The following is a 25,430-nucleotide window of genomic DNA, read 5'->3' as shown; positions in this document are numbered from 1 at the left end:
ATCGTAATTTTTCGGTATTCTTGGTTTCGCCAATTTCGCCAATTTCGCCATTGTTTGTTTTTACGCCTATGCGTTTCGTTATTGGCCATCGATAAAAAAATGCCGCTCAGTTTGCACTGAGCGGCATTGATTACCGGCGGTCCGTATTTCCGAGTGGTCTGACGATCAATCGAACGCCCACGTGTACAGCACGTCGAGCGCATTGTTCGTGCCCGTCTGGAATTGCAGGGTGATGCGGCGGTTCAGCTTGTAGCGCAGCTTGACCAGGCTCGTCGCCGTGCTCGTGCCTTGCTCGAACGTCAGGTAGGCGCGCGAGGACAGGCGCTTGCCGACGGTGACGACCGTGCTTTCCAGCCCTTGCGCCTGCGACAGGCCCACTTCATCGAGTCCCAGCGAACTGGCCAGCTTGCCTTGCAAGCCGCCGCCGGAGCCGCCGAAGAGGGCGCCTGCAGCCGTCGTCAAGAGGGCCATTTCATCACCGGCCGCCGTTTCCGCGCCGTGGCCCAGGATCAGCCAGGCCAGCTTGTCGCTGTCCGACACGCTTGGCGTGGAGACCAGCTTGGCCGTCGGCGCCTGGGCCGTGCCGCGCACTTCCACGCCCGCTTCCACATTCGTTTCCGACAAGGCTTCGCCCTCGGGGCGCTTGCGCACGGCGAGGATGTTCAGGGACGGGTTGTCGTAGGCGCCCGTGAAGGCGATCAAGCCCCGTTCGATGGCCAGTTTCTGCCCATATGCCGCATACAGGCCATTGACGACCCGGATGCTGCCCGTCACGCGCGGCGCGGCGCGGTTGATGACCCTGGCGCGCACATTGCCCGCCAGGTCCGCATCGATGCCCATGCCGCGCAGGTGGAAGGCATTGCCCAGGTCGAACTCGAGGTCGATATTCAGGGGGAGCGAAGGCGCTTCCTTGCCGCCCTTGACTTCCTTGCCCAGCACCACCACGTCGCTGCTTTGCGTCGGCGTGTCTTGCGGCGCCAGCTCGATCAGCGCGCGGTTGGCCTTGAACTTGCCCTCGAAGCTGAAGCGCTTGTCGTTGCGCACCAGGGTGCTGTTGCCCGACAGGATCAAGGTACGGTCGGGGCGCGACAGCGCCTGCAGGCGGTCGGCCATCAGTTTCAGTTCCAGGCTCGCTTCGCCATTCGCAAAGCGTACCCAGCCATCTGCCTGCACCTTGCCATCGCCGCCGTCAAAGCTCAGGCGCTGCAATTGCAATTGATCGCCGGCCAGCTTGGCTTGCAGTACGCCATTGCGCAACTTCAAGCCCTGGTCGGCCCAGTTCACCAGCAGCTTGCTGCCGTTGATGTCGCCATTCAATTGCGGCGCGCCGATGGTACCGCTGCCGGCCAGCGCGATTTTCAGGGCGCCGCCCAGTTCCAGGCCCGGCTGGCCCGTCAGCGGCGCCAGCCACGCCAGCGAATCGATGCTGGTCGTGCCCGTCAGCGAGAGGGCGCTGTCGTTGCTGATGCGCCCGCCCAGCATTTGCACGGTGGCATTGATGTCGCTCTGGCCCGCGCGCGCGCCATCGAGTTTCACGGCCAGGCGCAGCTGCTGGTTGGCGACATCCACGCGGGCATCCAGGGTGCGCAAGCCCAGCGCCAGCGGCTGTTCCACGCCTACCGTCACGTCGCCTTTTTCGCGGTAGATATGCAGCATGCCGGCCAGGGACGGATCTTTCTGCTTGGCCGTCGGCACCTGCATGTCGAGCGACCACTGCGCGCCCAGGGTCAGGTCGCTGCGCGCATTGGCCTGCAGCGCGGGGATCACTTGCGCCAGGTAGGTCAGCGCCACGCCGGCCGCCTGGCCGGAACTGGTCCAGCGGGGGCCGTTCTTGACCAGGTTTTGCATGGTGATGCTGCCTGCTGGCAATTTGATGACGGTGTTGCCCACGCTGATCTGCTCGGGCTGACCGAGACCCGCTACGCCGCTGCCGGAAGGACCGGCCACCTTGACGGGCACGGGCGCTTGCAGCACCAGCGCATAGCGGCCCTTGTTTTGCAGGCTGTCGATGGTGCCCGTCCAGCCGGCGCCGCTCTGGCTGCCGCGAATTTGCACCGTGGCGTCGAAATCGTCGTTGCGCGCCGCCAAACTCACCGTATGGCTGCCGCGCGTGCCCGTCGTGCCCAGGCGGGCGCTGGCCAGCTTGAAGGTGGGCGTGCTGTAGCCCGTGATGTCCAGGCTGCTGACCATGGGGTCGAGCGCGCCCTGGCCGGCGCCCACGCTGGCGCTGCCTTTGATGGATTTCAGTTGCTGGTCGCCAAAGAAGGTCAGGTCACGGCCATCGAGCGTCAGTTGCGCGGCGGGCGCGTCCATCTTGCCGCTGACGGAGCCGGCTGCCTGCAGCACGCCGGCAAAGCGCGGACCCAGGGTCGACAGTTGCGGCGCATCGAGTTTCCACGTCAGCTTGTCGGTGGCGCCGCCCAGCGCGCCCTTGGCCAGCAGGCTGTTCGGTCCCAGGCGCAGTTCCGTATCCACGCTGTCGATGCGTTTCGCGTTGGCCGACAGCTTGGCGTAGCCGGCCAGCGGGGCGTTTTGCAGGGTCGATTCGCGCAGGGCCAGGTTGAGGGCCACTTGCCAGTCGCCGCTCAGGCGGCCGTTGCCGTTGAAATCCGCATTGACGTTGCCGTTGGGCAGTGATGCGCCAAACGCGGCTGGGTTGATCTTTTGCAAGGAACCCGTCATTTTCAGTTCCGCTTCCTTTTTCGGTCCCGTCAAGCCCACGTCGCCGCTGGCGTGGATGGCGCTGTCCGGCGCAGGGCGCTTGCCGCTGGTGAGGCCCAGTCCTTTTGCATCGGCAACAAAGCTCGTGCGCGGCTGCTGCATAGTGCCTTGCACCACGCCGCTGGCCAGCACGGTGCCCAGCAAGTCTCCCTGCAGGGCGGAAAGTTGCCGTGCATCGACATTCCAGTTGAGCTTTTCGCCGGCGCCGCCAAAGTTGCCCTTGGCCGTCACGTTGTTCTTGCCCAGCGCCAGCTGTACGTCGATGCCGCTGAAGTGGGCCGCATCGGCCGTCAGCTTGCCCTTGCCCGACAGTGGCTGGTCGAGCAGCTTGCTGGGGCGTACGGTGAAGTCCGCATTCGCCAGCCACTGGGGCGCCACGTGACCATTGGCGCGCACGTCGAGGTTCAGGTCGGCCACGGGGAAGGCGCCGAAGTCGGCGGGATTGAGGCGGCTGGCATTGGCCACGGCCTTGAAGGGCTGATCGTCCTTCAGGCTGATCTGGCCCGTCGCATTCACGCTGCTTTTGCCTGCTTGCAAGGTTGCCTTGCGCAATTGCACGAGCGAGTCGGCCAGGGTGGCTTCCACGTCCAGGCGCAGCTTGGCTTCGCCCAGCTTGGCGCGCAGGGTCTGCGTCTTGCCATCGCTGTCGAGCACGATGTCGCCGACGATCTTCGTGCTGTTGATGCTGCTGTAAATGTGCTGCAAGTCGATCTTGTCGGTGTGCAAGGTCAGCTGCGCGTTGCCGATGGGGCCGTCGACGGCATCGCGGTTGAGCTTGCCGCTACCCGTGAATTTGCCCGCGTTGCCGAAATCGATGATGGCCGACTCGAGCGTGGTGGCCGTCAGGGTGCCGCCCAGGCGCGCCTCGAACTGGCGCAGCGGCAGCTTTTGCTGGTCGATGGGGCCGGGCGTGGCGTGGTTGAGGATGGCCAGCTTGCCCGACACGGTTTGCGCGTTGGGCCGCGTATCGATGGCGGCGTCGAGTTCCAGGCTCAGGTCCGCCTGCGGCAGGGTCGCGTCAAACTTGCCCGGATTGATGTTGCGGCCACGGATGCTGGCCGAGCGCAGGATGATGACAGGGTCGAACGGCGCCAGCGCCAGCTGGGCGTCGGCCGTGGCCGCGCCCGCGCTGCCCTTGGCTGTCACGTTCAGCACATTCAGGTCGCCGCCCAGTTGCAGAGCCAGGGCGGCGGGTTTTTCACCGGCAGCGGGGGTGAGCTGCGTCAAGCCGGCCTTGCCTGACAGTTTGAACGGTTGCGTGGCGGCAATCGTCGCGCTGGCCGTGGCCTGGCCGAAGGGCGTCAGGGCCGAAGCGTCTTCCAGCTGCCATTGCGTCTTGTCGCCCGACAGGCTGAAATGGATCTTTTCAAACACCGTGTTGCCGCCCGCGCTCACCAGGGTCACCTTGTCCAGGCGCGCGTCGCTGATGCCGATCTTGAACGGCGAGGCCAGGCTGGCAGGCATGGTCGATGGTTCTTCGGACGGCGCCGTGCTTTCCACGGACAGGCTGGCCACGTGCAGTTCGCTGATGGCGATGCCTTCCGAGAAGAACTGGAATGGCGACCAGTTGATATCGATGTTGTTGGCCGTGATGTGTTGCGTCTTGCTGCGGTAGCTGACGTGGCCCAGGTGCATGCGGTTGTACAGCGAGCCGGACACGCCCGACACTTCGATTTCGCCGCCGCTGGCGCTGGCCACTTTTTGCACCAGCATCTGCAAGGTCGATTCGCGGCCCAGGAACCAGAAGGCGCCGCCCAGCAGCACGGCCAGGCTGGCGACGGCGATCAGCACATAGCGCACCCAGCGGCGCGGTTTTTTCGCCGGCGGTGGCGGGGCGGCGTCGTGGGACTCGGTAGTAATATCGGACATCAGAAAGTGAATCCCAGAGAGAAGTGCAAACGGTAGGCGTGGACGGCGTGGCCATACGCCACGTCGACATTGATGGGGCCGACGGGGCTCTTGTAGCGCCCGCCCAGGCCATAGCCCGATTTCGGCGTCATGGCCGCTTTCACGGTATCGGCCGCGTTGCCGGCGTCATAGAAGGCGGCGATGGCCCACTTCGGCTTGAACCAGTACTGGTATTCGGCGCTGCCGGTGAGCATGTAGCGCCCGCCGATGGTGGCGTCGCCTTCCTTGACGCCCAGTTCCTGGTAGGCATAGCCGCGCACCGACTGGTCGCCGCCCGCGCGGAACAGGTAGACGGCCGGCACGCCGCGTTTTTCCTTCGAGCCCAGCGCGCCCATTTCGCCGCGCACGATCAGCTCGCCCTTTTCGCCGAGCGGACGGTAATACACGGCCTTGCCGGCCACGCGCACGAAGCGCTCGTCCGTCAGCACGGGCAGCAGGGCGCCGCCCACCTGGGCGTTGATGACATAGCCCTTGGTGGGGAACAGCAGGCTGTCGAGGCTGCGCTTGGTGATGGCATAGGTCAGTGGCAAGCTCTTGCTGCGCGTCTGTTCCAGGCCGACGACGGTCTTGTCTTCGCTGAGGAACTCGAACGTCAGGCTGCGTTCGAGGTTGGTACCACCCCAGTTGCGCTTGGCCGAGATGGTGGTGACGGCCGTGATTTCGTTGGAAATGTCGCTGCGCTCGAACGAGGCGCCCGCGCTGTCGTTGTAGCCGCGTTCGGTCGTTGGAAAGTAAAAATTGGCGTGCGCCGCCTGCTTCTTCGTTTCCATGGTGATCGCGCTCTTGAAGCGCGTGCCCCACACGTTCAGGTTGTCATAGTTGAGCTGGGCGCGATTCCCCGTGTTCGTACTGAAACCGAGACCGGCGCTGACGTTCTGCTGCTTGTTTTCCGTCACGCGCACCACCAGCGGCAGCAGCGGCGCGGGGCCGCGGTTGGCCGGCTTGGCTTCGGCGGCGGCGCTGGCACCTTCGACCTCGGCTTGCTGGCTTTCCTGACCTGCCTCGATCTGCTCGTTGAGGATGCTGCTCATGTCGGCGCTCACTTCCACGCTGGCAAAATAGCCCGTGTCCTGCAGGCGCGCCTGGAACGATTGCAGCGCCGATTCGCTGTAGTACTCGCCAGGGCGTATCTTGTCGAGGTTGCGGATGATGCTGGCATCGTAGCGCTTCAAGCCTTCGATGCGCAGTTCGCCGAAGCGCAGCTCGGGGCCGCTGTCGAGCACCACCAGCAGGGAGACCTTGTGCGTTTCCGGGTCGACCACGGCTTGCGTATCGACCAGCTGGGCGCGCGGGTAGCGCGTCTGCACCACTTCGCGCAGCAGGGCGCGCTTGGCCGATTCCCAGTCGGATTGGCGAAACACGCTGCCCGTTTTCAAGGACCAGCTGCGCTTCAGGGCTTCCGTATCGTAGGGTTCGCTGGCGGCCAGCGGCGGCGTGGGGTCGAAGCCGCGCAATTCCAGCTCGACCTTGTCGATGGTCACCGGCTGGCCCGGATCAAGGTCGACGATGACGACGGGTTTGGCGCCCGTCGTATCGACGCGCACCGTGACGACGGGCGTGTAATAGCCGGCCGTGGCGACGAGGTTTTTGGCTTGCTCGGGCGTATCGCGCACGAGGCGCTGCAATTGCTCGCGGTCCATGCGCGGGTTGCCGCGGAAGCGTTCCAGATCCAGGTTTTTTTCGAGCAACTCATCGAGGTCGCCCGGTGCGTTGACCTTGACCTCGTACTGCAGCGGGGCGGGCGCCGCTTCCGTGGAAGGGGTGTCGGCGGCCGCGTCTTGCGGACGCTCTTGCGTTTCCTCCTGCGCGCGCGCCTGGACGGCCGGGCATGCCAGGATGACACTGCCGGCGGCCGCCAGTGTCAGTTGACCCATTACTTTTGTCACTACTTGTGCCAAAATCCGTGGTCGTATCGCCTTGCCGGCAGCCGTATGCCGTATGGGTCGTGCAGAAAACATGGTGCTCCAGATGAGTAAATGCTGACTGCATGTTACCGGAATAGGTAAACTGATGGCGGACGAATAAGTATTTTTTGCATGGGGAATCCTGTTTCCCTGCGCACTATTGGACAGAATAAAACTGAAAGAAAGAAATTATGCTAGCAACGGACTCCGCACTGGTGCTCTTCAGCGGTGGACAAGATTCCACCACCTGCCTGGCCTGGGCCTTGAAACACTATAGCCGCGTGGAAACCATCGGCTTTGATTACGGCCAGCGCCATGCGATCGAATTGACCGTGCGCCCTGGCGTACTGGAACAGATGCGCCAGCAGTCGCCCGAGTGGGACAGCCGCCTGGGCCAGGATCACATGATCGACCTGTCCCTGATTTCCGCCATTTCCGATACGGCCATGACGCAGAACGTCGAGATCGTCATGCAGGAAAACGGCTTGCCGAACACTTTTGTTCCTGGACGCAACTTGCTGTTCATGACCGTGGCCGCCACCGTGGCGTACCGCCGCGGCTTGACGGTGCTGGTCGGCGGCATGTGCGAGACGGATTTTTCCGGCTACCCGGATTGCCGTGACGACACAATGAAGGCCCTGCAAGTGGCCCTGAACCTGGGCATGAATACGCGATTGAAGCTGGAAACGCCGCTGATGTGGCTGGACAAGGCGCAAAGCTGGGACCTGGCGGAAGACCTGGGCGGCCAGCCCCTGGTCGACCTGATCCGCAGCGGCACGCATACCTGCTACCTGGGCGAGCGGGGCGAGCTGCACGACTGGGGCTATGGCTGCGGCACCTGCCCCGCCTGCGCCCTGCGCGCGAATGGCTACCAGCAATACGCGGCGAGAAAGGCTGCAAAGCAGGCCAAATAAGCAGTTTGCGCCGTTTCTTCAAGCGGCGGGGAGGGGGACAAGGCCAAGCTGTGGTTTTTGCCACAGGAGTCCCTTGCCATGAAATCCCTCTTTGCCGCGCTGTACGGCCCCGTGTTCTGGGCCGGCTTCATCGGCGCCGCCAGTTACCTGATTGCGGTGTGTCATTATTCTCTCTGGGTCTTGCCGCCCTTGCTGCTGCTGGCCCTGCTCACTTCCTTTCTTGCCGAACGCTATCTGCCGTATGACGGCGCGTGGAACCACGATCATGGCGACGGCTGGCGCGACAGCCTGCATGCGCTCGTCAATGAAGCGCTGTATCTGCTGGGCCTGGCTGCCTTTCCCTTGCTGGCCGGGCATCTGGCGCTGGGCGCATTCTGGCCAGTCCAGCTGCCGTTCTGGGCGCAACTGTTGCTGGCGATCGTCATCGCCGATTGCGGCATCACGCTCGTGCATTACCTGAGCCACCGCTATTATCTTCTGTGGAAACTGCATGCCGTGCACCACAGCGTACAGCGCCTGTATGGCTTCAATGGCTGGATGAAGCACCCGCTGCACCTGTTGCTGGAAGCGGCGGGCGGCATGCTGCCCTTGTTGCTGCTGGGCATACCGGAGCGTGTCATGGCCGTGCTGGCGTTTGCCGTGGCGATCCAGCTGTTGCTGCAGCATGCGAATGTCGACATGCGCATGGGCCCGCTGCGCCAGATATTCGCCTGGGCGCCACTGCACCGTTTTCATCACATGAAATACGGCACGGCCGGCGACGTGAACTTCGGCCTGTTTTTTACCTGCTGGGACCGTTTGCTGGGCACGCGTTTCGATGCACCGGGCTACCGCATGCGGGGCGAGGACCTGGGCATCGGCAGCCGTCCCGATTATCCGGCCGCATACGGGGCGCAACTGCTGGAACCGTTCCGCGCGGAAGAGGGCGTGCGCGCCCCCGAGCCGCCAGCCGGTTTGCGTAAAGTCATCAATCGAGCAGCTTGACGTCGAGCTGGCGCAAGCTGCGGTCGGCGCGCACGCCAAACAGGCTGCGCATGGTGCGCGAAAAATGCGCGGCATCGGCAAAGCCGGCGCCGTGGGCCGCTTCCGTCAGGGTACTGCCGAGCAGGATGAAACGGATGGCCAGGCGCAGGCGGCGCCACAGCACCAGGCGTCGCACGGGCAGGCCCAGCTGGGCGCTGAACAGGCGTTCCAGCTGGCTCAGCGACAAATGCGCCGCCTCGGCCACGGCGGCCGCGCTGACCTTGCCCGACAGCAGCGCATCGACCTTGTCCAGCGCCCGCAGCAAGCGGGGATCGGGCAAGCGCTCGCGTGGCTGCGCCTGCAGCGCGGCGGCCAGATTCTCCAGGCTGGGTACGCCGGCGCTGGCGGCTGCTGCCAGCAGGGCCGCGCCGCCCAGGCGCTGCGGCTCCGCATAGATGGTCAGCATGGGCGCTGGCGCAGCCAGGATGGCGTGCGGGCGCAGGCTGTCGATCAGCAAGTGCCGCGCCGTGTGGACGATGCCGTCGAGCTCGGCCGTGAAGGGCGCGCCCGTGCTTAGCATCAGCTGGTGCGCATAATGGGCGTGGCTGTCCGTGGCGCCCGCTGCGCCATGCAAAATGGCAAAGTCGGATGCCAGCCATAGGGTTCCCTGCCAGCGGTCGTCGTGCAAGCGATGCTCCCGTATCTGCAATCGCCAGCACTGTACAGCAGAGCGCTCAGGCCCGCTGGCGTTGCTGCGCCAACTGGCGCGCCAGCAGCATGGCCAGCAGGGCGCAGACGATGCCGAGCGTGAAACTGCCGCCGTAGCCGGCCGTGGCCGCCACGCCCGTCAAGGTGGACGAGGTGAGGATTTCACCGCCGTCGCGCATGCTTTGCACGGCCGTCATGTCCGTGCCCGCCTGGCCGCTCTGGCGGGCAAACTGCATCGCCATGGTCAGCATGGACACGGAGGCGCAGCCGGCGCCGAAGCAGCCCAGCGCCGTCGCCAGCCAGACCAGGCTGGACGGCAGGGGCGCCGCCATCGCTGCCAGCCACAGCCACAGGCCGGCAGCGGCCGCCGAGGCGCCTATGCCCAGCAGGAAGATGCGCTGCGGGCCATGGCGGCCGATCAGCCAGGCGCCACCGCCGCAGCCCAGCAGCACGGTGATCATGCCACCGGCCATACCCACCTTGCCGACGTCTTCCAGCGGCCAGCCGGCGTCGACCAGCAGCAGCTTCGACAGGCCATAGCCGGCCACGGCTGTCATGGACGACAAAAAGGCGATGCCCAGCAGCGCCGGCGCACCGGGCCGGCGGATGAAGCCGCGCAAGCTGGCCTTGCGTGGCGCCGGGACCGGGACCGGGACCGATGCGGGCAGCGTGGCCGCAAGCGGCGTTTCGCGCCACAGCACGACAAGCGCCAGGCTGGTGGCACCGATCACCGCCAGTGCCAGCAGCGCCACGCGTTGATCGAACATGCCCGACAGCATCAATACGCCGGAGCCGCCCGTGAAAAAGCCCACCATGGTGCCGCCCACCTGCAAGGCGTTGGCGCGGCCCAGCGCGGCGCCTTCGAAGCGTTCGGCCAGCAGGCCGTCGGTGGCGATGTCCTGCGTGGCGCTGGCCAGCGAACCGAGCGCGGCCAGGGCGACGATCAGCGGCGCCGTGGCCGCAGACAGCCCCAGCAGGGCGGCGCCCAGCAGGCAGGCGGTGGCCAGCGCCTGCATCGGAAGCAGCCAGCTGCGGCGCCGGCCCAGGCGGGCATTCCAGCGGTTGTCGACTTGCGCCGCCCAGAGAAATTTCAGGACCCAAGGCAAGCCCACCAGCGGCAAAAAAGCCAGGGCGTCGAGTGGTGCGCCGTCGCGGCGCAGCATGGCCGGTAGCGCTTCCATGGCCAGCCCCAGCGGCACGCCTTGCGTGAAGTACAGGGCCGCCACCATCAGCCACAGGTGCGCCCGCCGCAGTGCCGGCCTCATGCGGCACCGCCCACTTTGCGGTGTTCGCTGCCGATGCTGGGCGTGATAAACAGCAGGCGTCCGGGGACGTCCACCTGCAGCCGGTGCCAGGTGCCGCGCGGCACGATGCAGGCTTGCCCCGCCTGCAAGACGATGCGGCGTTCCGCGCCATCGTCCGTTTGCAGCACCAGTTCGATGCTGCCTTCGAGCAGGCACAGGGTTTCGTCGCCACGCGGGTGGCGCTCCCAATGGTCGCCGTGCACGGACTGGGCGTCGCTGACGTGCTTGACGCCGATGATCCAGTCGGCGCGGCTCTTGCCGCGCGCATGGTAGGGAATGGCCAGGGCCAGCGCATCGGGGTGCAGCGCGAGCAGGTGGCCATCGAGCGGGAAAATGGTCAAGGTGTTGTCGTTCATGGGGGCCTCAGTACTGGGCGCGCAGGGACAGCATCACGCTGCGCGGCTCGCCATAGCGGTTGTTCCAGGCCGTGCCGGACAGGCTCTGGTAATAGTGTTTGTCGAACAGGTTGTTGATATTGAGCGCGGCCGTGAAGTGGCGGTCGATGCGCCAGCCCAGGCGGGCATTGGCCAGCGCATAGCCGCCCTGGCGCAGTGTCACGCCGCCCGAGGTGACGCTGTAGCGGCTTTGCGCCTGCACGCCCAGCCCGGCGCTCAAACGGCGTCCGGCCCATGGCAGGGTGGCGTTGGCCCACGCGCGCAGGATGTGGGCGGGCGCGAAGCTGGCAAACGGCTGGCCCTGCGATGCGGCATCCTTCAGGTAGCGCGTCGTGTTGTAGCTGTAGCCGGCCGACAGGTTCAGGTCGGGCGTCAGCTGGCCGTTCGCTTCCGCTTCCAGGCCGCGGCTTTGCACTTCGCCGCCGGCGATGTAGTAGCAGACGTTGCCCGCGCAAGGGAAATTCGGGTCTTCCTGGGCCCGCTTGTTCTGGCGGATCTGGTACACGGCCAGGGAAACGTCGAGCTTGCCATTCGCCAGCGCGCCCTTGATCCCCGCTTCCAGGTTGTTGCCCGTTACCGGGTCCAGCGTCTTGCCGTCGACGGTGGCCTGGCTTTGCGGCTGGAACACTTGCGTGTAGCTGCCATAGCCGGACCATTGCGGCGACATGGCGTAGACCAGGCCGCCATACGGTGTCAGCTGGATATCCGGTTCCACGCGCGCCGTGCGCGTTTCCTGTTTCCAGCGGCTCAGGCGCGTGCCGGCGATGGCCGTCAGCGCGTCGTTCACCTGGAAGCGCCCCATGGCATAGGCGCCCCACTGGCTGACCTTGGTCGGGCCGCGCGAGGCATACGCGCTGGTGGCCGGTTCCGCCAGCGCGTAGGGGTTCCAGTGGAAGACGTCATGGATGCCCTTCGGCGGCGGCAGGAAGCTGGCGGAGAACTGCTCGCTGGACGTGTGCTGGACGTTGGCGCCCAACAACAGTTCATGCTGGCGTCCGCCCAAGCGGAAAGGGCCGCTGGCGTAGGCGTCCACACTGTTCTGGCCATTGTCGAAGCGGTAGGCGGCGCCCATCACGCTCGAGGATGGGCGCTGGTCGCGGCGTGCGGCGCCATATGCGCCCGCGTATTTCAGGAAGGAATCCCCGGACAGGTGATTGGCCTGCACCTTGGCTTGCCAGCCATTGGCAAAATGCTGCTCCAGGCTGGCGAAGACGCGCTGGGTATCCCAGTCGAACTGGTCCCAGGCCGCATCGAGATAGGTGGAACGGGGCAAGCCGATATCGCCGCCGTCCGCATAGCGGGGCACGCCTGCCATGTTGGTGATGGAACGGATGCGCTGTTTCTGTACACCCACGCTGAGCGTGCTGCCCGGCGTCAGGTCCAGTTCGGCGACGCCATACAGATTGCTGCTGTTCTGCTGCGCCACGTCATAGAAAAAGCCCCGTTCCTCGTGCGTGGCGACGACGCGCGCGCGTAGCGTGGCCGCGGCGTTCAGGGGGCCGCCGATGTCGGCTTCGCCACGGCGCCGGTCCCAGCTGCCGGCCGACAGCGCACCTTGCGCGGCGAAGTTCTTTTGCGGCCGCTTGGCCACCAGGTTGACGGTGGCGGCAGGGTTGCCGCTGCCATGCAGCAAGCCATTCGCGCCGCGCAGGATTTCCACGCGTTCCAGCATCGCCATGTCTTGCTGCGGACTGGCCATGTGACCCATCAGCACGGGCACGCCGTCCTGTTCGAAGGAATCGATCTTGAAGCCGCGCGCATAGTAGGCCGTGGTCAGCAGCTGGAACGGCTGCACGGTGGTGCCCGTCGCCTGCTGCAGCACGTCGTCGAGCGTCTGCAGGTTTTGTTCCTGCATGCGTTCCTGGCTGATGATGCTCAGCGACTGCGGCGTGTCCTTCAGCGAGGCGCCCGTCTTGCCCATGCTGGCGCCCGCTTCGCGCGTGGCCGTGACGGCGATGACGGGCAGACTGGCCTCGGGTGCCGGCGCGTCGGCCGCCTGCGCCAGGGGGCTGCAGCCGAGGGCGGCCAGGACGTGCAGGGTATGCCGGGGCCAGCGCACGCCGCGTGGGGGGAGGGGAAACATTGCCATGAAAAACCAGACCTTTCGTATTGAGAATCAATCTCAATATGGTAAGGACCGAGGGCGTCAGGGCGTTAAGGATTGCCGCTGTTTTCCTGGCGATTGCGCGTATTGCGTCAGGCGCAGCGCAGGTCGCTGGGGGAAACGCCGTAGCGCTGCCGGAACACCTTGCTGAAATGCGAATCCGTATAGCCGCAGGCATGCGCCGCGTCGGCCACGCTGATGTTGCCGGCCGCCAGCATGCGGTACGCCAGTTCCAGCCGCTGCTCGCGCACGTAGGCGAAGACGCTGGTGCCGAACTGCTGGCGAAAGCCCTGGCTCAGGGTGCTGGCGTTGGTGCCGGCCAGGCGCGCCAGTTCCGGCAAGGTGGGCGGTGCGTGCAGGCGCTGCAGCAAGATGTCGCGCGCCTGCTGCAGGCAGCGCAGCTGGCGCGTGCCGGGCGCCGTCTCGGCCGCGGCGCCGGTGCCGGTCAGGCCGTCCATCACGGCGGCTGTCAGTTCCAGTGCCTTGCCGGATAAATACAGCTGACGCAGCGGACCGGCCAGCGGGCACAGCATGATTTGCCGGCCCAGCGCCTGCACGGCCTTGCCGGCATATCCGTTCGCCGTGGCCATGGTCTGCCGCGCGGCCGGAGCGATGCGCCGCGCCAGCGAACCCAGCTCGGCGCCGAAGGTGTCGTGCAAGGCCTGCATCGGCATGCGTACGCTCAGGTACTGCAGCGGTTGCCGTGCCGCATAGTGGTGGCTGACGGAAAACGGCGTGTCGCTCAGGCTGATATGGAAGGCCGGGCCTTCGACACTCACGGCGCCACCGCTTTGCAGTTGATAATCCAGCTGGCCGCCCAGGACCAGCACCAGTTTCAGTCCTGCCTCATTGTGTTCGATGCTGTGCGCCGGCGCCGGAAAGGACAGGGTGCCCGCGCTGAGTTCCAGCGTTGGCGTGGCCAGCGGTAGTTGCCAGGAAGTGTCATGGGAGGAAGGCGGCTGGGAGGGCATCGTCGAGGGTGTGGAGGAAAAGCGGGATGATCATTATAAATGAGAATCATTATCAGTTGCGATGGCGTCGACTTTGTGCTGGGAAAACTCAGTTGCAGCTTCGCAATTCGTGGTCTTTTTAATACAATATTCAGCATTGCAAGGGCGCCCGCTGTAACGTACTATCATTCTCATCGACTACCGATGGTAGTCGTGCGGCCCGCCGCCAGCCATGTTGCTGGCCGTGTAGCGGTTTGATGTCCGTCCTGCTTTTTCGCCTGCCATGTCTACACGCGCGTCTACGTCGTGGTTTGCTCGTTCAGTGTCGCACTGGCTGGGACCGCGCGCGTTGGCCGCGCTGGTGCTGGCGCTGTGCCTGGGATTGACGTATGGCGCCTGGCGCAATGCCGACGACGCCAGCGAACAGCAGGTGCAGGCCGATTTCGATTTCCGCGTGCGCGAACTGGTGGGCAACATCGTCGGCCGCATGCAGACCTACATCCAGGTGCTGCACGGGGTGCAGGGCCTGTATGCCAGTTCGCAGGAAGTCACGCGCCGCGAATTCCACGCCTATCTGGCGGTGCAGCAAGTGGACCGCCACTTTCCCGGTATTCACGGCATCGGCTACCTGCCGCTGCTGTCCGGCGCCGCCCTGGCACGGCATGAGGCCAGCGTGCGTGCTGACGGCTATCCCGGCTATGCCGTGCGTCCGCACGGCCAGCGCGATTGGCATGCGCCCATCACTTATCTGGAACCTTTGAGCGAGAGTAACCTGCTGGCCTTCGGCTATGACATCGGGTCCGAATCCGTGCGCCGGGCCGCGCTGGAGCAGGCGCGCGACACGGGGCAAGCCGCCATGACGGGCAAGATCCACCTGGTGCAGGATGGCGGCAGCGCCCGGGCGCATGGCTTCCTGGTCGTATTGCCCGTGTATGACAATGGCTTGCCGCACGCCAGCGTGGAGCAGCGGCGCGCCGCCTTGCGCGCCTGGGTGTTTGCGCCGTTCCGCATGGGTGATCTGATGGCGGGCGTGGGCGGCGAGGGCGCGCGCCAGCTGGATCTGGAAATCTATGATGGCGCGCAACTGGCCGAGGCGGCCCTGATGTATGACAGCTTGCCGGGCGCCTTGTCGTCTGTCGCCTCGGACAGCCTGGTGTCGCAGCAGGCGATCACCATCGCCGGCCATGCCTGGACCTTGCGCATGCGCGCCATGCCGGGCTTTGATGGCGAACTGCTGGCGCGGCCCCGCCTGGTGGCCTGGACCGGCTTGCTGGCCAGCATCGGGCTGGCGCTGGCCACCTGGCTGCTGGCGGCGGGCCGCGCCCGCGCCCAGGCGGCGCTGGCGCGCTCGAGCGAACTGACCGGCCAGCTGGAGCAGGGGCAGGCGAGCGTGCTGGCCATGGCCGAGGCGGCGCAGCGCAGCCAGGCCATGCTGCGCAGCATCCTCGATTCGACCATCGACGGCATTCTGGTCGACAATACCGATGGCCGCATCTTCACGTCGAACCGGCGCTTCCGCGACCTGTGGCAAGTGCCCGACGCGCTCGACTGGCAAGCCGATGGCGCGGCGCTGGTGCGCCATGTGGAAAGCCAGCTGGAGCAGGCGGCGCCGTTCCTCGGGGCACGCGCCCACGCGCCGCATGGCCACCGCGAGCGGCGCGACGTGCTGCACCTGCGCGATGGACGGGTGGTCGAGCAATATGTGCGCAGCATGCAACTAGGCAATGAACAGGCGCGCCTGTGGACCTTCCGCGATATCAGCGAGCGCAGCCAGATGGAACGGCGCGAACATACGCGGCGGCAAGTGCTGGAAATGCTGGCCACGGGCGCGCCGCTGGAACGGGTGCTGGAAAGCGTGGTGCTGAGCGTGCAAGCGGACCATCCCGCCATGCTGTGCAGCATCTTGCTGCTCGATGAAAGCCGCCACCGCCTGGTGCTGGGCGCGGCGCCGAGCTTGCCTGCGTTTTTCAACCTGGCCAGCCATGGCCATGACCTCGATACCCTGCAGGGCGTGCATGGCATCGCCGCGCAAGCCGTGCGCGACGGCCAGCGCGTGATCGTCGGCGACCTGCATGCCGATGCGCAGGAAACGATGGAACTGGCGTGGCGGGCCCAGCTGCAATCGTGCTGGGCCGAGCCCGTGCGTGGGGGCTCGGGCAAGCTGCTCGGTGTGCTGATGGCGTATCACCGCCAGCCGACGCTGCCGGGCGCGGCGCATCTGGCGCGGCTGAGCGAGGCGGCGCACCTGGCCGGCATGGCCATCGAACAGGCGCAAGTGGCGCTGGCTCTGCGCGCCGGCGAAGCGCGTTTCCGCAGCCTGTACGACCATGCGCCCGTGGCCCTCTGGGAACAGGACTGGTCGGCCGTGCGCGCCGCGCTCGATGCCTTCGAACAAGCGGGCGTGCGCGACCTGGGCGCCCACTTCCAGGCCAATCCGGACGCGCTGCGGCAACTGGCGGGGCTGGTGCGCATCATCGATGCGAATGGCGCCGCGCTGGCGCAGGTGCGCGCCAACGAGGACGATCAGCGCCGCGGCGCGCTGGGCCTGGCGCAGAATTTCGACGACAGCGCCTTGCCCCGTTTCGGCGACGCGCTGCTGGCGCTGGCTGGCGGCGCCCACCTGTACGAGTGCGAGAGCAGCTTCGTGCGTCTCGATGGCGCGGCGCGGCAAAATGAATTGAGCTTGCTGGTGATGCCCGGCCATGCGGACAGCCTCGATTTCGTCATGGTGTCCTCGCTCGATATCACCGAGCGCAAGCGCATGAACGCGGAACTGCTGCAACTGGCTACCACGGATTTCCTGACCGGTTTGCCGAACCGGCGCCACTTCATGGCGTCACTGGAAAACGAGCATGCCCGCTTGCAGCGTGAGCTGGCCAGCTGCGCCAGCGTGCTGATGCTCGACATCGATCACTTCAAGCGCGTCAACGACGAGTATGGCCACGCCGTGGGCGATGCCGTGCTGCGCCACCTGGGCGCGCTGATGTGCCAGGCGCTGCGCAAGGTCGACGTGCCGGGCCGCGTGGGCGGCGAAGAATTCGCCATCCTGCTGCCGGGCACCGACCTGTCGGCAGCGGCCGTGTTTGCCGAACGGCTGCGCCGGCGCGTGGCGGAAAGTTCGCTGACCATCGATGGCGGCATCGTGATCACCGTCACGGTGAGCATCGGCATGGCCGCCATGGCCGGCACCGATGCCGATTGCGACGCCGTGCTGGCGCGCGCCGACGAGGCGCTGTACCGGGCCAAGCGGGGCGGGCGCAACCGCATCGAGCAGAATGACGGCGGCAGCGACGGCGTGCTCAGCAAGTTCATGGCGCAATGATTACAGGCTGTGCTGACGCGCTTGCGCCTGCTTGCGGTTGCGGCTGACGATCAGCCAGACGATGGCGACGGGAATGAGCAGCGGCAGCAGTACGGGCGTGCTCAATGCCAGCGCCAGTACCACGCAGAGCGCCACCACCGCGATCAGCACCACGCCCACGCCGGCCAGGACGACGCCGGTGATGACGGCGGCGCACACCACCGCAATGGCGGCGATCAGCAAGCCGCCGCCGGCAAACACCAGGCCGAACAGCCATTCCAGCGGACCGTCGACATCGTCGCCGTTGAACTGCATGTGCATGTCGCTGCCGCCGATCTTGTCGAGGAACAGGCAGGCGAGCATGACGATGAGGACGAAGGTGAGCAATTTTTTCATGGTGAGCCTCGGTGTGTGGGTGATGGGGTGTTGCATGATCACACTGTAGGGGCGCGCCCGGCTTGCCGCCAGCGGCGTGCGACAGGCCGTCATTTTCACGGTATGGAAGGCGCTGGCGGGGCGAAAAACGCTGATCTGGAACAAGATTTCTTTTCTTGTAATGTGCGCAAGCCGTCCTATACTGAATACCTCAGTCTCGCAAGGAGGGCAACATGCTTTTGTTTGCAGATACCGGGGATCAATCGCTATCCCCCCCTGACCATCGAATCACGCGCCAGCGTAGCGCCACGCAGTCCTGCGCCGAGCCCGTCGGCGCGCCATCGGCGATACCGCCGATCATCATCACCCCATTCAACTACCATGCACCGCTGCCGGCCATCGACCCGCGCTGGGTACCGCCCGGTCCTCCGCTGACCTGGCCCAGCCGGCCTGCCATGTCCATGTGTTGAGGCGGCTATAAGGCGTTGCCGTCCATGCGATGGCTGGTTGTGAAAAAAGCCCGCATCGCGGGCTTTGGCTTGCGCATGGCCGTGTTATGACGCTTTGCGGCGCAGCATGAAACCCAGCAGGCCCAGACCGGCCAGCAGCATGGCGTATGTTCCCGGTTCCGGCACGGCGGCGATGTAGGCGTGGTTGTCGCTTTCAAACGCGTTCGTGTTTGGCGAATGGAAGGCGACCGAGGTGAAGCTCGCCCCTTGGCCGGCCCAGGCGTTGATATACAGGCCGACGGACTGGTCGCCATTCGGGCTGACGCCGCCCAGGGCGGCCATTTGCGAACCGGTCAGGACGACTGTGCTGCTGTCGCCCATGGTGAAGACGATGCTGTTGTACGTGTCGGGCGATCCCATGTAAAAACCAAAATAGCTGAGTCCGCCACTGAAGGTGGCCGTGCCTGGCGTGATCTGGCCATCCGAGACGCCGACGGAATAGAAGGCCGTCAAGTCATTCGGCGGTTGCGCGGCATAGCTGGGGTGGTTGCTGGTAAACACGGCGCCCGTGTAGTTGCTTGGTAGTAAGCCATCGTTGAAGTTGATCGTCGTGGCGCCTGCGACCGAGGTGACAAGGCCTTCCCCTGCCAGTGCCGTGCCGCCGGCAGTGAAGGTGGGGACGGCGCTTGCGGTACCTGCGGCGACCGTTAGCGTGGCCAAGGCCAGCGTAGTCAAGATTTTCATGTGAGTCCCTCTGATGAGTATAGTTATATGCAGCGGTAATGGACGATAGAGATGCCTGGCGTGGCGGGGCAATGCGGCGTGCGGGGACGAGGGACGTCGCGTGAGAAAAGAATTTCTTGGAGCCAAGCATTACTACATGCAATATTTAAATACAAAAAACACAATTCAGATTGCAAAATAATAATAGGTTTACTTGAGAAATATCAAAGCTCGATTACTAGAATAAAGCTACTACATTGATAGCTTGTCTTCTTGCCGGGATCGACTATGGCGGGCCGCGCCTTACCTTGCGGCAAGGCGGCACGGGTGGGCGTTTTCGACTATCATGCTAGCCCCGACCTTCCATCACGAGCACCGCCATGAGTACCGATTTTCCCGACTTTTCCGACGAAGCAGCCGAGCAAGACAATGACGCCCCGATCCAGGAGCCGCGCCTGTGGGTAGGCAATGGCTGGACGGCGCGCGTGATCAAGAACGAGGAAGATGAGGGCTGGGCCGTGGCCATGATCAAGGATGGCGAACCGGAGCCGGCCCTGGTGGGCCCGTGGACCATGGGGCGCGACAAGAAAAATCCGAAGCCGCTCGACGTCAACGCGTTCAACACGCTGGTCAAGACGGCTTCGGAAGTGCTGCGCCGCCATGAGCAGCAGCTGCATGCCCAATTGCACAAGAACCTGTTTGTCGCCACCGACGAGGGGCAAGTCAAGGTGATGTTCGACATCGTGCCCGACGAAGAGCACCCGTATGCGGAACTGAGCGCCTACGACGCCGACGGCGAGCAGATCGCCAAGGTGCGCACCTCGGCCGCCTTCAAGTTCAACGCCACATCAGCGGCGAACTGGATCGAAGGCGGCTACCGCCGGCCATGATCAGGTAGGTCGGATTAGCGGGGCAAGGCCACGCGTAATCCGACATATTGTTAGCGCCAATGGTGATGTCGGATTACGCTCCTCCGGACCTAATCCGACCTACCTCTTGCGGCATACGCCAGCCGGTACAGCAGCGGCAGCACCAGCAGGGTCAATGCCGTCGAAGATAAAATGCCGCCGATCACCACGGTGGCCAGCGGACGCTGCACTTCAGCGCCCGTGCCCGTGGCGATAGCCATCGGCACGAAACCCAGCGACGCCACCAGCGCCGTCATCAGCACGGGCCGCAAGCGCGTGATCGCCCCTACACGTATCGCCTCCTGCAAGGGCATGCCCTGTTCGCGCAGCTGGCGGATATAGGCGATCATCACGAGGCCGTTCAGCACGGCCACGCCGGACAGGGCGATGAAGCCGACTGCGGCCGAGATCGACATGGGAATGTCGCGCAGCCACAGGGCGACGATGCCGCCCGTCAAGGCGAACGGGATGCCGCTGAACACCAATAAGCCATCCTTCACGTTGCCGAACATGGCAAACAGCAAGACGAAGACGAGGGCCAGCGCCACCGGCACCACCAGCTCCAGGCGTTTCGTGGCCGACTGCAATTGCTCGAACTGGCCGCCCCAGCTGGTCCAGTAGCCGGGGGGAATGGCTACCTGCGCTTGCAGCTGCTGCGTGGCGTCGGCCACGAACGAGCCGATGTCGCGGCCGCGCACGTTGGCGCTGATGACGATGCGGCGCTTGCCGTCTTCGCGGCTGATCTGGTTCGGCCCCGGCGCCACTTGCAGGCTGGCCACTTCGCCCAGCGGGATGAAGCGGGCGCGGCCTTCCGCCGCCGCGCCCAGGGGCAGGGCGATGGGTAGGCGTTTGAGTTGCTCCAGGTCGCTGCGCAGGCTGTCGGGCAGGCGCACGACGATGTCGAAGCGGCGGTCGCCCTGGAACAGGGTGCCCGCTTCCTGCCCGCCGATGGCCGTGGCAATTGCCGCCTGCACGTCGGCAATGTTGAGGCCGTAGCGGGCAGTCTGCTCGCGGTCGATCTGCACCGTCAGCATGGGCAGCCCCGTCGTCTGCTCGACCTTCACTTCCGTGGCGCCCGGAATCTTCCCAAGCACGCCGGCGATCTTCGCCGCCGTGCCGTCGAGCACGGCCATGTCGTCGCCGAACAGTTTGACGGCCACGTCGCTGCGCACGCCGGAAATCAGTTCATTGAAGCGCAGCTGGATCGGCTGCGAAAACTCGTAGTTGTTGCCCGGCAAGCTGGTGGCCGTCGCTTCGATTTCCGCCAGCAATTGCTCGCGCGATTTCCCGGGTTGCGGCCACTGGTCGCGGGGCTTGAGCATGATGTAGCCGTCGGAAATATTCGGCGGCATGGGGTCGGACGCGATCTCGGCTGTACCCGTGCGGGCGAACACGCGCGCGATTTCCTTGTGGTTTGCCATCAGCTTGCGTTCCAGCTGCTGCTGCATGGCCAGCGATTGCGTCAAGCTGGTGCCGGGGATGCGCAGGGCCTGGATGGCGATGTCGCCCTCGTTCAGGCTGGGCACGAATTCGCTGCCCATGCGCGTGGCCAGCAAGCCCGACAGCACTACGGCCACGGCCGCGCCCGTCAGCACGACAGGCGTGTTGCGCATCACCTTGTCCAGCAGCGGCGCATACCAGCGCTTGGCCGCGCGCATGATGGCGTTTTCCTTTTCCGCCACCTTGTCGCCGATAAACAGCGCCACGGCGGCCGGGATGAAGGTGATCGACAGCAGCATGGCGCCCAGCAGGGCGATGACGACCGTCAGGGCCATCGGCGTAAACATGCGGCCTTCCACGCCCGTCAGGGCAAAGATGGGCAGGTACACGACCATGATAATCAGCTGGCCATACAGCAGGGGGCGGCGCGCCTCCTGCGATGCCGCAAACACTTCGTGAAAACGTTCCTGCAAGGTCAAGGGCCGTCCCAGTTTCTGCTGCGCATGGGCCAGGCGGCGCACGCAGTTTTCCACGATCACCACGGCGCCATCGATGATGATGCCGAAGTCCAGCGCGCCCAGGCTCATCAGATTGGCGCTCACATGGTATTGCACCATGCCCGTAAACGTGAACAGCATGGCCAGCGGAATCACCATGGCCGTGATGATTGCCGCGCGGATATTGCCGAGGAACAGGAACAGGATGGCGATCACCAGCACGGCGCCTTCGAGCAGGTTTTTCTTCACCGTATTGATGGCTTTGTCGACGAGCACCGTGCGGTCATACACGGTGACGGCGTGCACGCCTTTCGGCAGGCTGCGGTTGATCTCCAGCATCTTCTTGTCGACGGCTTGCGAGACGGCGCGGCTGTTCTGGCCGATCAGCATGAAGACCGTGCCGAGCACCACTTCGCGGCCGTTTTCCGTGGCCGCGCCCGTGCGCAGCTCGCGCCCCAGCACCACGTCGGCCACGTCGCGGATGCGGATCGCCACGCCCTGCACATTGGCGACGACGATGTTGGCAAGGTCGCTTTTTGATGCCACCTGGCCCGGCGCGCGTATCAGCAACTGCTCGCCCTGCCTTTCGATGTAGCCGGCGCCCACGTTGCTGTTGTTGCGCTCGAGCGCCGTCACCACGTCTTGCAGGCTGATGCCGTAGGCGGCCAGTTTTTCCGGATACGGCGCCACCTGGTATTGCTTGGCGTAACCGCCGATGGCATTGATTTCCGTGACACCCGTGACATTGCGCAACTGCGGCTTGATGATCCAGTCCTGGATTTCGCGCAAGTCCGTCGGCGTGTAAGGCGTGCCATCGGGCTTTTTCGCGCCGTCCTGCGTTTCCACCGTCCACAGGTAGATTTCGCCGAGGCCCGTGGAGACGGGGCCCATCTTCGGCGTGATGCCGGCCGGCAGACTTTCCTTCGCCTCCTGCAAGCGCTCGTTGATCATCTGGCGCGCAAAATAGATGTCCGTGCCATCCTTGAAGATCACGGTGACCTGCGACAGGCCATAGCGTGACAGCGAACGCGTCTGTTCCAGGTTCGGCAAGCCGGCCATGGCCGTCTCGATGGGGAACGTCACGCGCTGCTCGGTTTCCAGCGGCGAATAGCCGGCGGACTGGGTATTGATTTGCACCTGCACATTGGTGATGTCGGGCACGGCGTCGATGGGCAGCTTTTGATAGCTGTAGATGCCCAGGCCAGCCATGGCGGCCACGGCCAGCATCACCAGCCAGCGCTGGTCGATGGCGAAGCGGATCAAGCGTTCAAACATGATGGTTTCCTTAGCCTTGACGTGATCAGTGTTCGTGACCGGCGGAGTCCTTGCCCAGCTCGGACTTCAGGACAAAACTGCCTTGCGCCGCGTACGGCGTGCCGGCGGCAAGCCCCTGCTTGATGTGCGTCAAGGTGCCATCGCTGCGGCCCAGCACCACGGGCGTGGCCTGGTAGCCATCTTTCACCTGCACGAAGACGACGGGCTTGTCTTCCACCGTCTGGATCGCCGTGCTGTGCACGGTGACAGGCGCGTCCGCTTCGCCGGAGACCACTTCCACCGTGACGAAGAGGCCCGGGCGCCAGGCCATGTCGGGATTCAGCAAGCTGATGCGTGCCTTGGCCGTGCGCGTCTGCTCGCCCAGCAGCGCGCCCACATAGGTGATCGTGCCTTGCGCGCTGGCATCGAAGGCGGACGCTTTCACTTCCGCCTTGCCTCCCATGCGCACGGTGGCCAGGTCTTTCGCCGGCACGGCGATTTCCGCCCACACGGTCGACAGGTCGGAAATGACGAAGATGTTCGCGTCTTCCTTGACGGCTTCGCCCAGCGTGATGTGTTTTTCCAGCACCATGCCGTCGAACGGCGCGCGGATGTCGTAGCGGTTCAGCGGCCCCTTGCTGGTCCCGGTCCCGGTCCCGGAACCACTGGCGCCCAGCGCGCTGAGCTTTTGCTGCGCGTTCTGCACGGCGATTTCCGCCTCGCGCCACGCTTGCTGCGCCTGCAGGTAATCCTGTTCGGCCGAGATTTTTTCGCGCCACAGCTTTTCTTCGCGCTCATAGGTGGAACGGGCCAGCGACAGCCGTCGCTGCGCCGACAGCAGCGCGCTGCGTTGTTCCGACAGTTCCGTGCTGGCGATGACGGCCAGCACTTGTCCCTTTTTCACCAGCTGGCCCAGGTCCGCGTGCACGGCTTCCACCACGCCAGCCAGGCGCGGCACGACGTGGGCCGTGCGGTCTTCATTGAAACGGATTTCACCGGGCAGGGCGACCGTCGTCTTGATGCGGCCAGGCGCGGCCGTGGCGATGACGACGCCGGCTGCCTTGCTTTGCGCAGCCGTCAATTCCAGCTTGCCTTCCACTTCTTCGTGGCCGTGTTCGTCTTTCTTTTCCACATGTGCTTCCGCCTTGGCGGCCGGGACTGCCGGGGCGCTGGACTTGCCCGTGCCGAGGATGAGGATTGCCAGCACGATGCCGGCGGCGGCGATGGAGACGATGGCGATCGCCTGCTTTTTGTTCAGTGTGATATTCATGGTCGGGGATTCCTTACAGGGGAGCTGGTGTGCCCAGCAGGCGCTCGATGTCGGCGGCGGCGTGCTGCGCTTCCGTCAGCGCGCGCAGGTATTGGTTTTTGGCTTGCAGCAAGGTGCGCTGGGCATCGAGCACGTCGAGGAAGGCGAACTTGCCGAACTCGAAGCCCTTGCTGGCCGCGTCGTAGGCGCTCTGGGCGCCAGGCAAGATGTCCTGGCGCAAGCTTTCCACGTCGAGCCGGGCCGTGGCCAGGCGTTCGGTGGCGGCGGCCACGTCCGTTTGCACGGCGATGCGGGCGGCGGCCAGCTCGTCGCTGGCCTTGTCGCTGCGCCGCAGTGCGTCGAGCTTGTTGCCGGCATTGCGGTCGAACAGGGGCAGCGGCAAGGCCAGGCCGATGATGGCCTGGTTGCGGCCCAGCTCTTCCGAACGCTTCATGCCGATACTGACCGTAACGTCGGGCGTGGCGCGCCGCTGTTCCACGTCCAGCATCGCTTGCCGCTGGGCCAGCGCGCTTTGCGCCTGGCGCACGGCCGGGGCCTGGGCCAGGCGCGCCGCCAGTTCGCTGGCCGGGGGCAGCTCGGGCACGGTTTCCAGGCGTCCCTCCGCGAGGGTAAAACGTGGCGTGGCGTTGCCCCACAGGGAGGCCAGGCGCTTGCGGGCGCTGGCCAGGGTGCTGCGGGCCAGGTTCAGCTCCAGCCGCACGCTCGCTTCGGCGACCCTGGCGCGGGTTTCCTCGACGGGCGAAGCCTTGCCTGCCGTGACCCGGCGCGCCGTGATGTCGCTGGCGCGCGCGGCCAGCGCCTGCGCGCTGTCGGCCAGGCGCAAGCCTTCCTGCGCCGCCAGCACGTCGACAAAGGCGGAAGTCACGGCGGCGCGGGTTTCCGCCTGCTGCAGCGACAGGCCCGCTTGCGCCAGGTCTTCGCCACGCTGGGCGACGGCGGCGCGCGCCCCCCGCTTGCCGCCCAGTTCGATGAGCTGGTTGAGCTGCACGGTGGTGCTGCGCGAGGCGCGCCGCGTGTCTTCCAGCACGGTTTGCAGTTCCGGATTGGGCAGGGCGCGCGCCTGTTGCAGGGCGCCCCCTTGCGCCGCCAGTTCATGGCGGGCAGCGGACAAAGTGGCGTTGCCGCCCTCGGCGAGCAGCAGCGCGGCAGGCAAGGTCAGGGGGCCGGCAGGCTCCTGTGGAGCTTGCGCATGGACAAAGTTGCCAGCCAACAGGCTGGCGGAGAGTAATAACAGATAGATGGATCGGTACATCGAATTCTCCAAAAGCATGGAAAAGAATTCGACGGGACGCGCAGGCTGGCGCCTGGCTTACTGCGAAAAGTGATTGAAACGTCCCGTCGG

17 protein-coding genes are annotated in these 25,430 nt (G+C 65.3%); 5 read left to right on the top strand and 12 right to left on the bottom strand.

Features of this window, described 5'->3' with window-relative positions; all coding sequences use genetic code 11:
- Window positions 1–165: 165 nt before the first annotated feature.
- Both O3297_RS23190 and O3297_RS23185 read right to left on the bottom strand, forming a co-directional pair.
- Window positions 166–4,590: a translocation/assembly module TamB domain-containing protein gene (locus O3297_RS23190; protein ID WP_305050324.1), complete on the bottom strand. Its 4,425-nt coding sequence runs from the start codon at window positions 4,588–4,590 to the stop codon at window positions 166–168.
- Window positions 4,590–6,503 carry an autotransporter assembly complex family protein gene (locus tag O3297_RS23185; RefSeq protein WP_230523012.1) on the bottom strand — a complete coding sequence of 638 codons (1,914 nt, stop codon included), beginning with the start codon at window positions 6,501–6,503 and terminating at the stop codon, window positions 4,590–4,592. Before O3297_RS23185 ends, O3297_RS23190 begins: the two co-directional genes overlap by 1 nt.
- 221 nt (window positions 6,504–6,724) lie before the next feature.
- On the opposite strand from O3297_RS23185, the gene queC reads away from it, so the two are divergent.
- Window positions 6,725–7,447 (top strand): 7-cyano-7-deazaguanine synthase QueC, encoded by a 723-nt coding sequence (gene queC / locus O3297_RS23180; protein ID WP_034784336.1) that lies wholly within the window; start codon window positions 6,725–6,727, stop codon window positions 7,445–7,447.
- Window positions 7,448–7,525: 78 nt separating this feature from the next.
- Window positions 7,526–8,431, top strand: coding sequence for a sterol desaturase family protein (locus O3297_RS23175; protein WP_305050321.1), 906 nt, complete (start codon window positions 7,526–7,528; stop codon window positions 8,429–8,431).
- Here the strand turns inward: O3297_RS23175 and O3297_RS23170 are convergent.
- The 5 genes from O3297_RS23170 to O3297_RS23150 form a co-directional block, all read right to left on the bottom strand.
- Complete coding sequence (locus tag O3297_RS23170) at window positions 8,415–9,098, bottom strand: AraC family transcriptional regulator (protein ID WP_305050320.1); 684 nt, start codon at window positions 9,096–9,098, stop codon at window positions 8,415–8,417. The two genes, O3297_RS23175 and O3297_RS23170, sit on opposite strands and share 17 nt — an antisense overlap.
- Window positions 9,099–9,144: 46 nt before the next feature.
- Window positions 9,145–10,383 (bottom strand): RhtX/FptX family siderophore transporter, encoded by a 1,239-nt coding sequence (locus O3297_RS23165; RefSeq protein ID WP_305050319.1) that lies wholly within the window; start codon window positions 10,381–10,383, stop codon window positions 9,145–9,147.
- Entirely contained in the window at window positions 10,380–10,778 is a 399-nt protein-coding gene (locus O3297_RS23160; protein ID WP_305050318.1) for a cupin domain-containing protein, read from the bottom strand. Before O3297_RS23160 ends, O3297_RS23165 begins: the two co-directional genes overlap by 4 nt.
- 7 nt (window positions 10,779–10,785) lie before the next feature.
- Complete coding sequence (locus O3297_RS23155) at window positions 10,786–12,900, bottom strand: TonB-dependent siderophore receptor (protein ID WP_305050317.1); 2,115 nt, start codon at window positions 12,898–12,900, stop codon at window positions 10,786–10,788.
- 113 nt (window positions 12,901–13,013) lie between these two features.
- On the bottom strand, window positions 13,014–13,892 hold the full coding sequence (locus tag O3297_RS23150; protein WP_083300060.1) for a helix-turn-helix transcriptional regulator: 879 nt from the start codon (window positions 13,890–13,892) through the stop codon (window positions 13,014–13,016).
- Window positions 13,893–14,193: 301 nt separating this feature from the next.
- Between O3297_RS23150 and O3297_RS23145 the strand changes: the two genes are divergently transcribed.
- A complete protein-coding gene (locus O3297_RS23145; protein WP_305050313.1) occupies window positions 14,194–17,193 on the top strand; it encodes a CHASE domain-containing protein in 3,000 nt (999 codons plus the stop codon).
- On the opposite strand, the gene O3297_RS23140 is transcribed toward O3297_RS23145, so the two are convergent.
- Window positions 17,194–17,568: a hypothetical protein gene (locus O3297_RS23140; protein WP_052140298.1), complete on the bottom strand. Its 375-nt coding sequence runs from the start codon at window positions 17,566–17,568 to the stop codon at window positions 17,194–17,196. It abuts the gene before it with no gap.
- A gap of 212 nt (window positions 17,569–17,780) precedes the next feature.
- Here O3297_RS23140 and O3297_RS23135 point away from each other — a divergent pair, with 212 nt between their 5' ends.
- On the top strand, window positions 17,781–18,017 hold the full coding sequence (locus O3297_RS23135) for a hypothetical protein (protein WP_151092395.1): 237 nt from the start codon (window positions 17,781–17,783) through the stop codon (window positions 18,015–18,017).
- Between the two features lie 84 nt (window positions 18,018–18,101).
- On the opposite strand, the gene O3297_RS23130 is transcribed toward O3297_RS23135, so the two are convergent.
- Window positions 18,102–18,740, bottom strand: coding sequence for a PEP-CTERM sorting domain-containing protein (locus tag O3297_RS23130; protein ID WP_151092397.1), 639 nt, complete (start codon window positions 18,738–18,740; stop codon window positions 18,102–18,104).
- A gap of 359 nt (window positions 18,741–19,099) precedes the next feature.
- Here O3297_RS23130 and O3297_RS23125 point away from each other — a divergent pair, with 359 nt between their 5' ends.
- Complete coding sequence (locus O3297_RS23125; RefSeq protein WP_034784327.1) at window positions 19,100–19,609, top strand: hypothetical protein; 510 nt, start codon at window positions 19,100–19,102, stop codon at window positions 19,607–19,609.
- 89 nt (window positions 19,610–19,698) lie between these two features.
- On the opposite strand, the gene O3297_RS23120 is transcribed toward O3297_RS23125, so the two are convergent.
- From O3297_RS23120 to O3297_RS23110, 3 genes are read right to left on the bottom strand one after another with little or no spacing between them, the layout of a single operon-like run.
- The gene (locus O3297_RS23120) at window positions 19,699–22,839 is read right to left on the bottom strand and encodes an efflux RND transporter permease subunit (RefSeq protein WP_305050312.1); all 3,141 of its coding nucleotides are present in this window, start codon (window positions 22,837–22,839) and stop codon (window positions 19,699–19,701) included.
- A 25-nt stretch (window positions 22,840–22,864) separates the two neighbouring features.
- A complete protein-coding gene (locus O3297_RS23115) occupies window positions 22,865–24,088 on the bottom strand; it encodes an efflux RND transporter periplasmic adaptor subunit (protein ID WP_151092401.1) in 1,224 nt (407 codons plus the stop codon).
- A gap of 13 nt (window positions 24,089–24,101) precedes the next feature.
- Window positions 24,102–25,340, bottom strand: coding sequence for a TolC family protein (locus O3297_RS23110; RefSeq protein WP_143451094.1), 1,239 nt, complete (start codon window positions 25,338–25,340; stop codon window positions 24,102–24,104).
- Between the last annotated feature and the right edge of the window lie 90 nt (window positions 25,341–25,430).

Source organism: Janthinobacterium sp. SUN128, assembly GCF_030587275.1.
Classification (GTDB): domain Bacteria; phylum Pseudomonadota; class Gammaproteobacteria; order Burkholderiales; family Burkholderiaceae_D; genus Janthinobacterium; species Janthinobacterium lividum.
Note: the sequence above shows the minus strand (reverse complement) of the source record. Positions and strands in the feature narration are given on the sequence as shown.

What these genes read in the sequence shown, in the direction of transcription:
- O3297_RS23150 (WP_083300060.1), bottom strand. Translation starts at nt 13,892, where the DNA reads ATGCCCTCCCAGCCGCCTTCCTCCCATGACACTTCCTGGCAACTACCG.
- O3297_RS23165 (WP_305050319.1), bottom strand. Translation starts at nt 10,383, where the DNA reads ATGAGGCCGGCACTGCGGCGGGCGCACCTGTGGCTGATGGTGGCGGCC.
- O3297_RS23185 (WP_230523012.1), bottom strand. Translation starts at nt 6,503, where the DNA reads ATGGGTCAACTGACACTGGCGGCCGCCGGCAGTGTCATCCTGGCATGC.
- O3297_RS23140 (WP_052140298.1), bottom strand. Translation starts at nt 17,568, where the DNA reads ATGAAAAAATTGCTCACCTTCGTCCTCATCGTCATGCTCGCCTGCCTG.
- O3297_RS23190 (WP_305050324.1), bottom strand. Translation starts at nt 4,590, where the DNA reads ATGTCCGATATTACTACCGAGTCCCACGACGCCGCCCCGCCACCGCCG.
- O3297_RS23155 (WP_305050317.1), bottom strand. Translation starts at nt 12,900, where the DNA reads ATGTTTCCCCTCCCCCCACGCGGCGTGCGCTGGCCCCGGCATACCCTG.
- O3297_RS23135 (WP_151092395.1), top strand. Translation starts at nt 17,781, where the DNA reads ATGCTTTTGTTTGCAGATACCGGGGATCAATCGCTATCCCCCCCTGAC.
- O3297_RS23160 (WP_305050318.1), bottom strand. Translation starts at nt 10,778, where the DNA reads ATGAACGACAACACCTTGACCATTTTCCCGCTCGATGGCCACCTGCTC.
- O3297_RS23130 (WP_151092397.1), bottom strand. Translation starts at nt 18,740, where the DNA reads ATGAAAATCTTGACTACGCTGGCCTTGGCCACGCTAACGGTCGCCGCA.
- O3297_RS23125 (WP_034784327.1), top strand. Translation starts at nt 19,100, where the DNA reads ATGAGTACCGATTTTCCCGACTTTTCCGACGAAGCAGCCGAGCAAGAC.
- O3297_RS23120 (WP_305050312.1), bottom strand. Translation starts at nt 22,839, where the DNA reads ATGTTTGAACGCTTGATCCGCTTCGCCATCGACCAGCGCTGGCTGGTG.
- O3297_RS23115 (WP_151092401.1), bottom strand. Translation starts at nt 24,088, where the DNA reads ATGAATATCACACTGAACAAAAAGCAGGCGATCGCCATCGTCTCCATC.
- queC (WP_034784336.1), top strand. Translation starts at nt 6,725, where the DNA reads ATGCTAGCAACGGACTCCGCACTGGTGCTCTTCAGCGGTGGACAAGAT.
- O3297_RS23110 (WP_143451094.1), bottom strand. Translation starts at nt 25,340, where the DNA reads ATGTACCGATCCATCTATCTGTTATTACTCTCCGCCAGCCTGTTGGCT.
- O3297_RS23175 (WP_305050321.1), top strand. Translation starts at nt 7,526, where the DNA reads ATGAAATCCCTCTTTGCCGCGCTGTACGGCCCCGTGTTCTGGGCCGGC.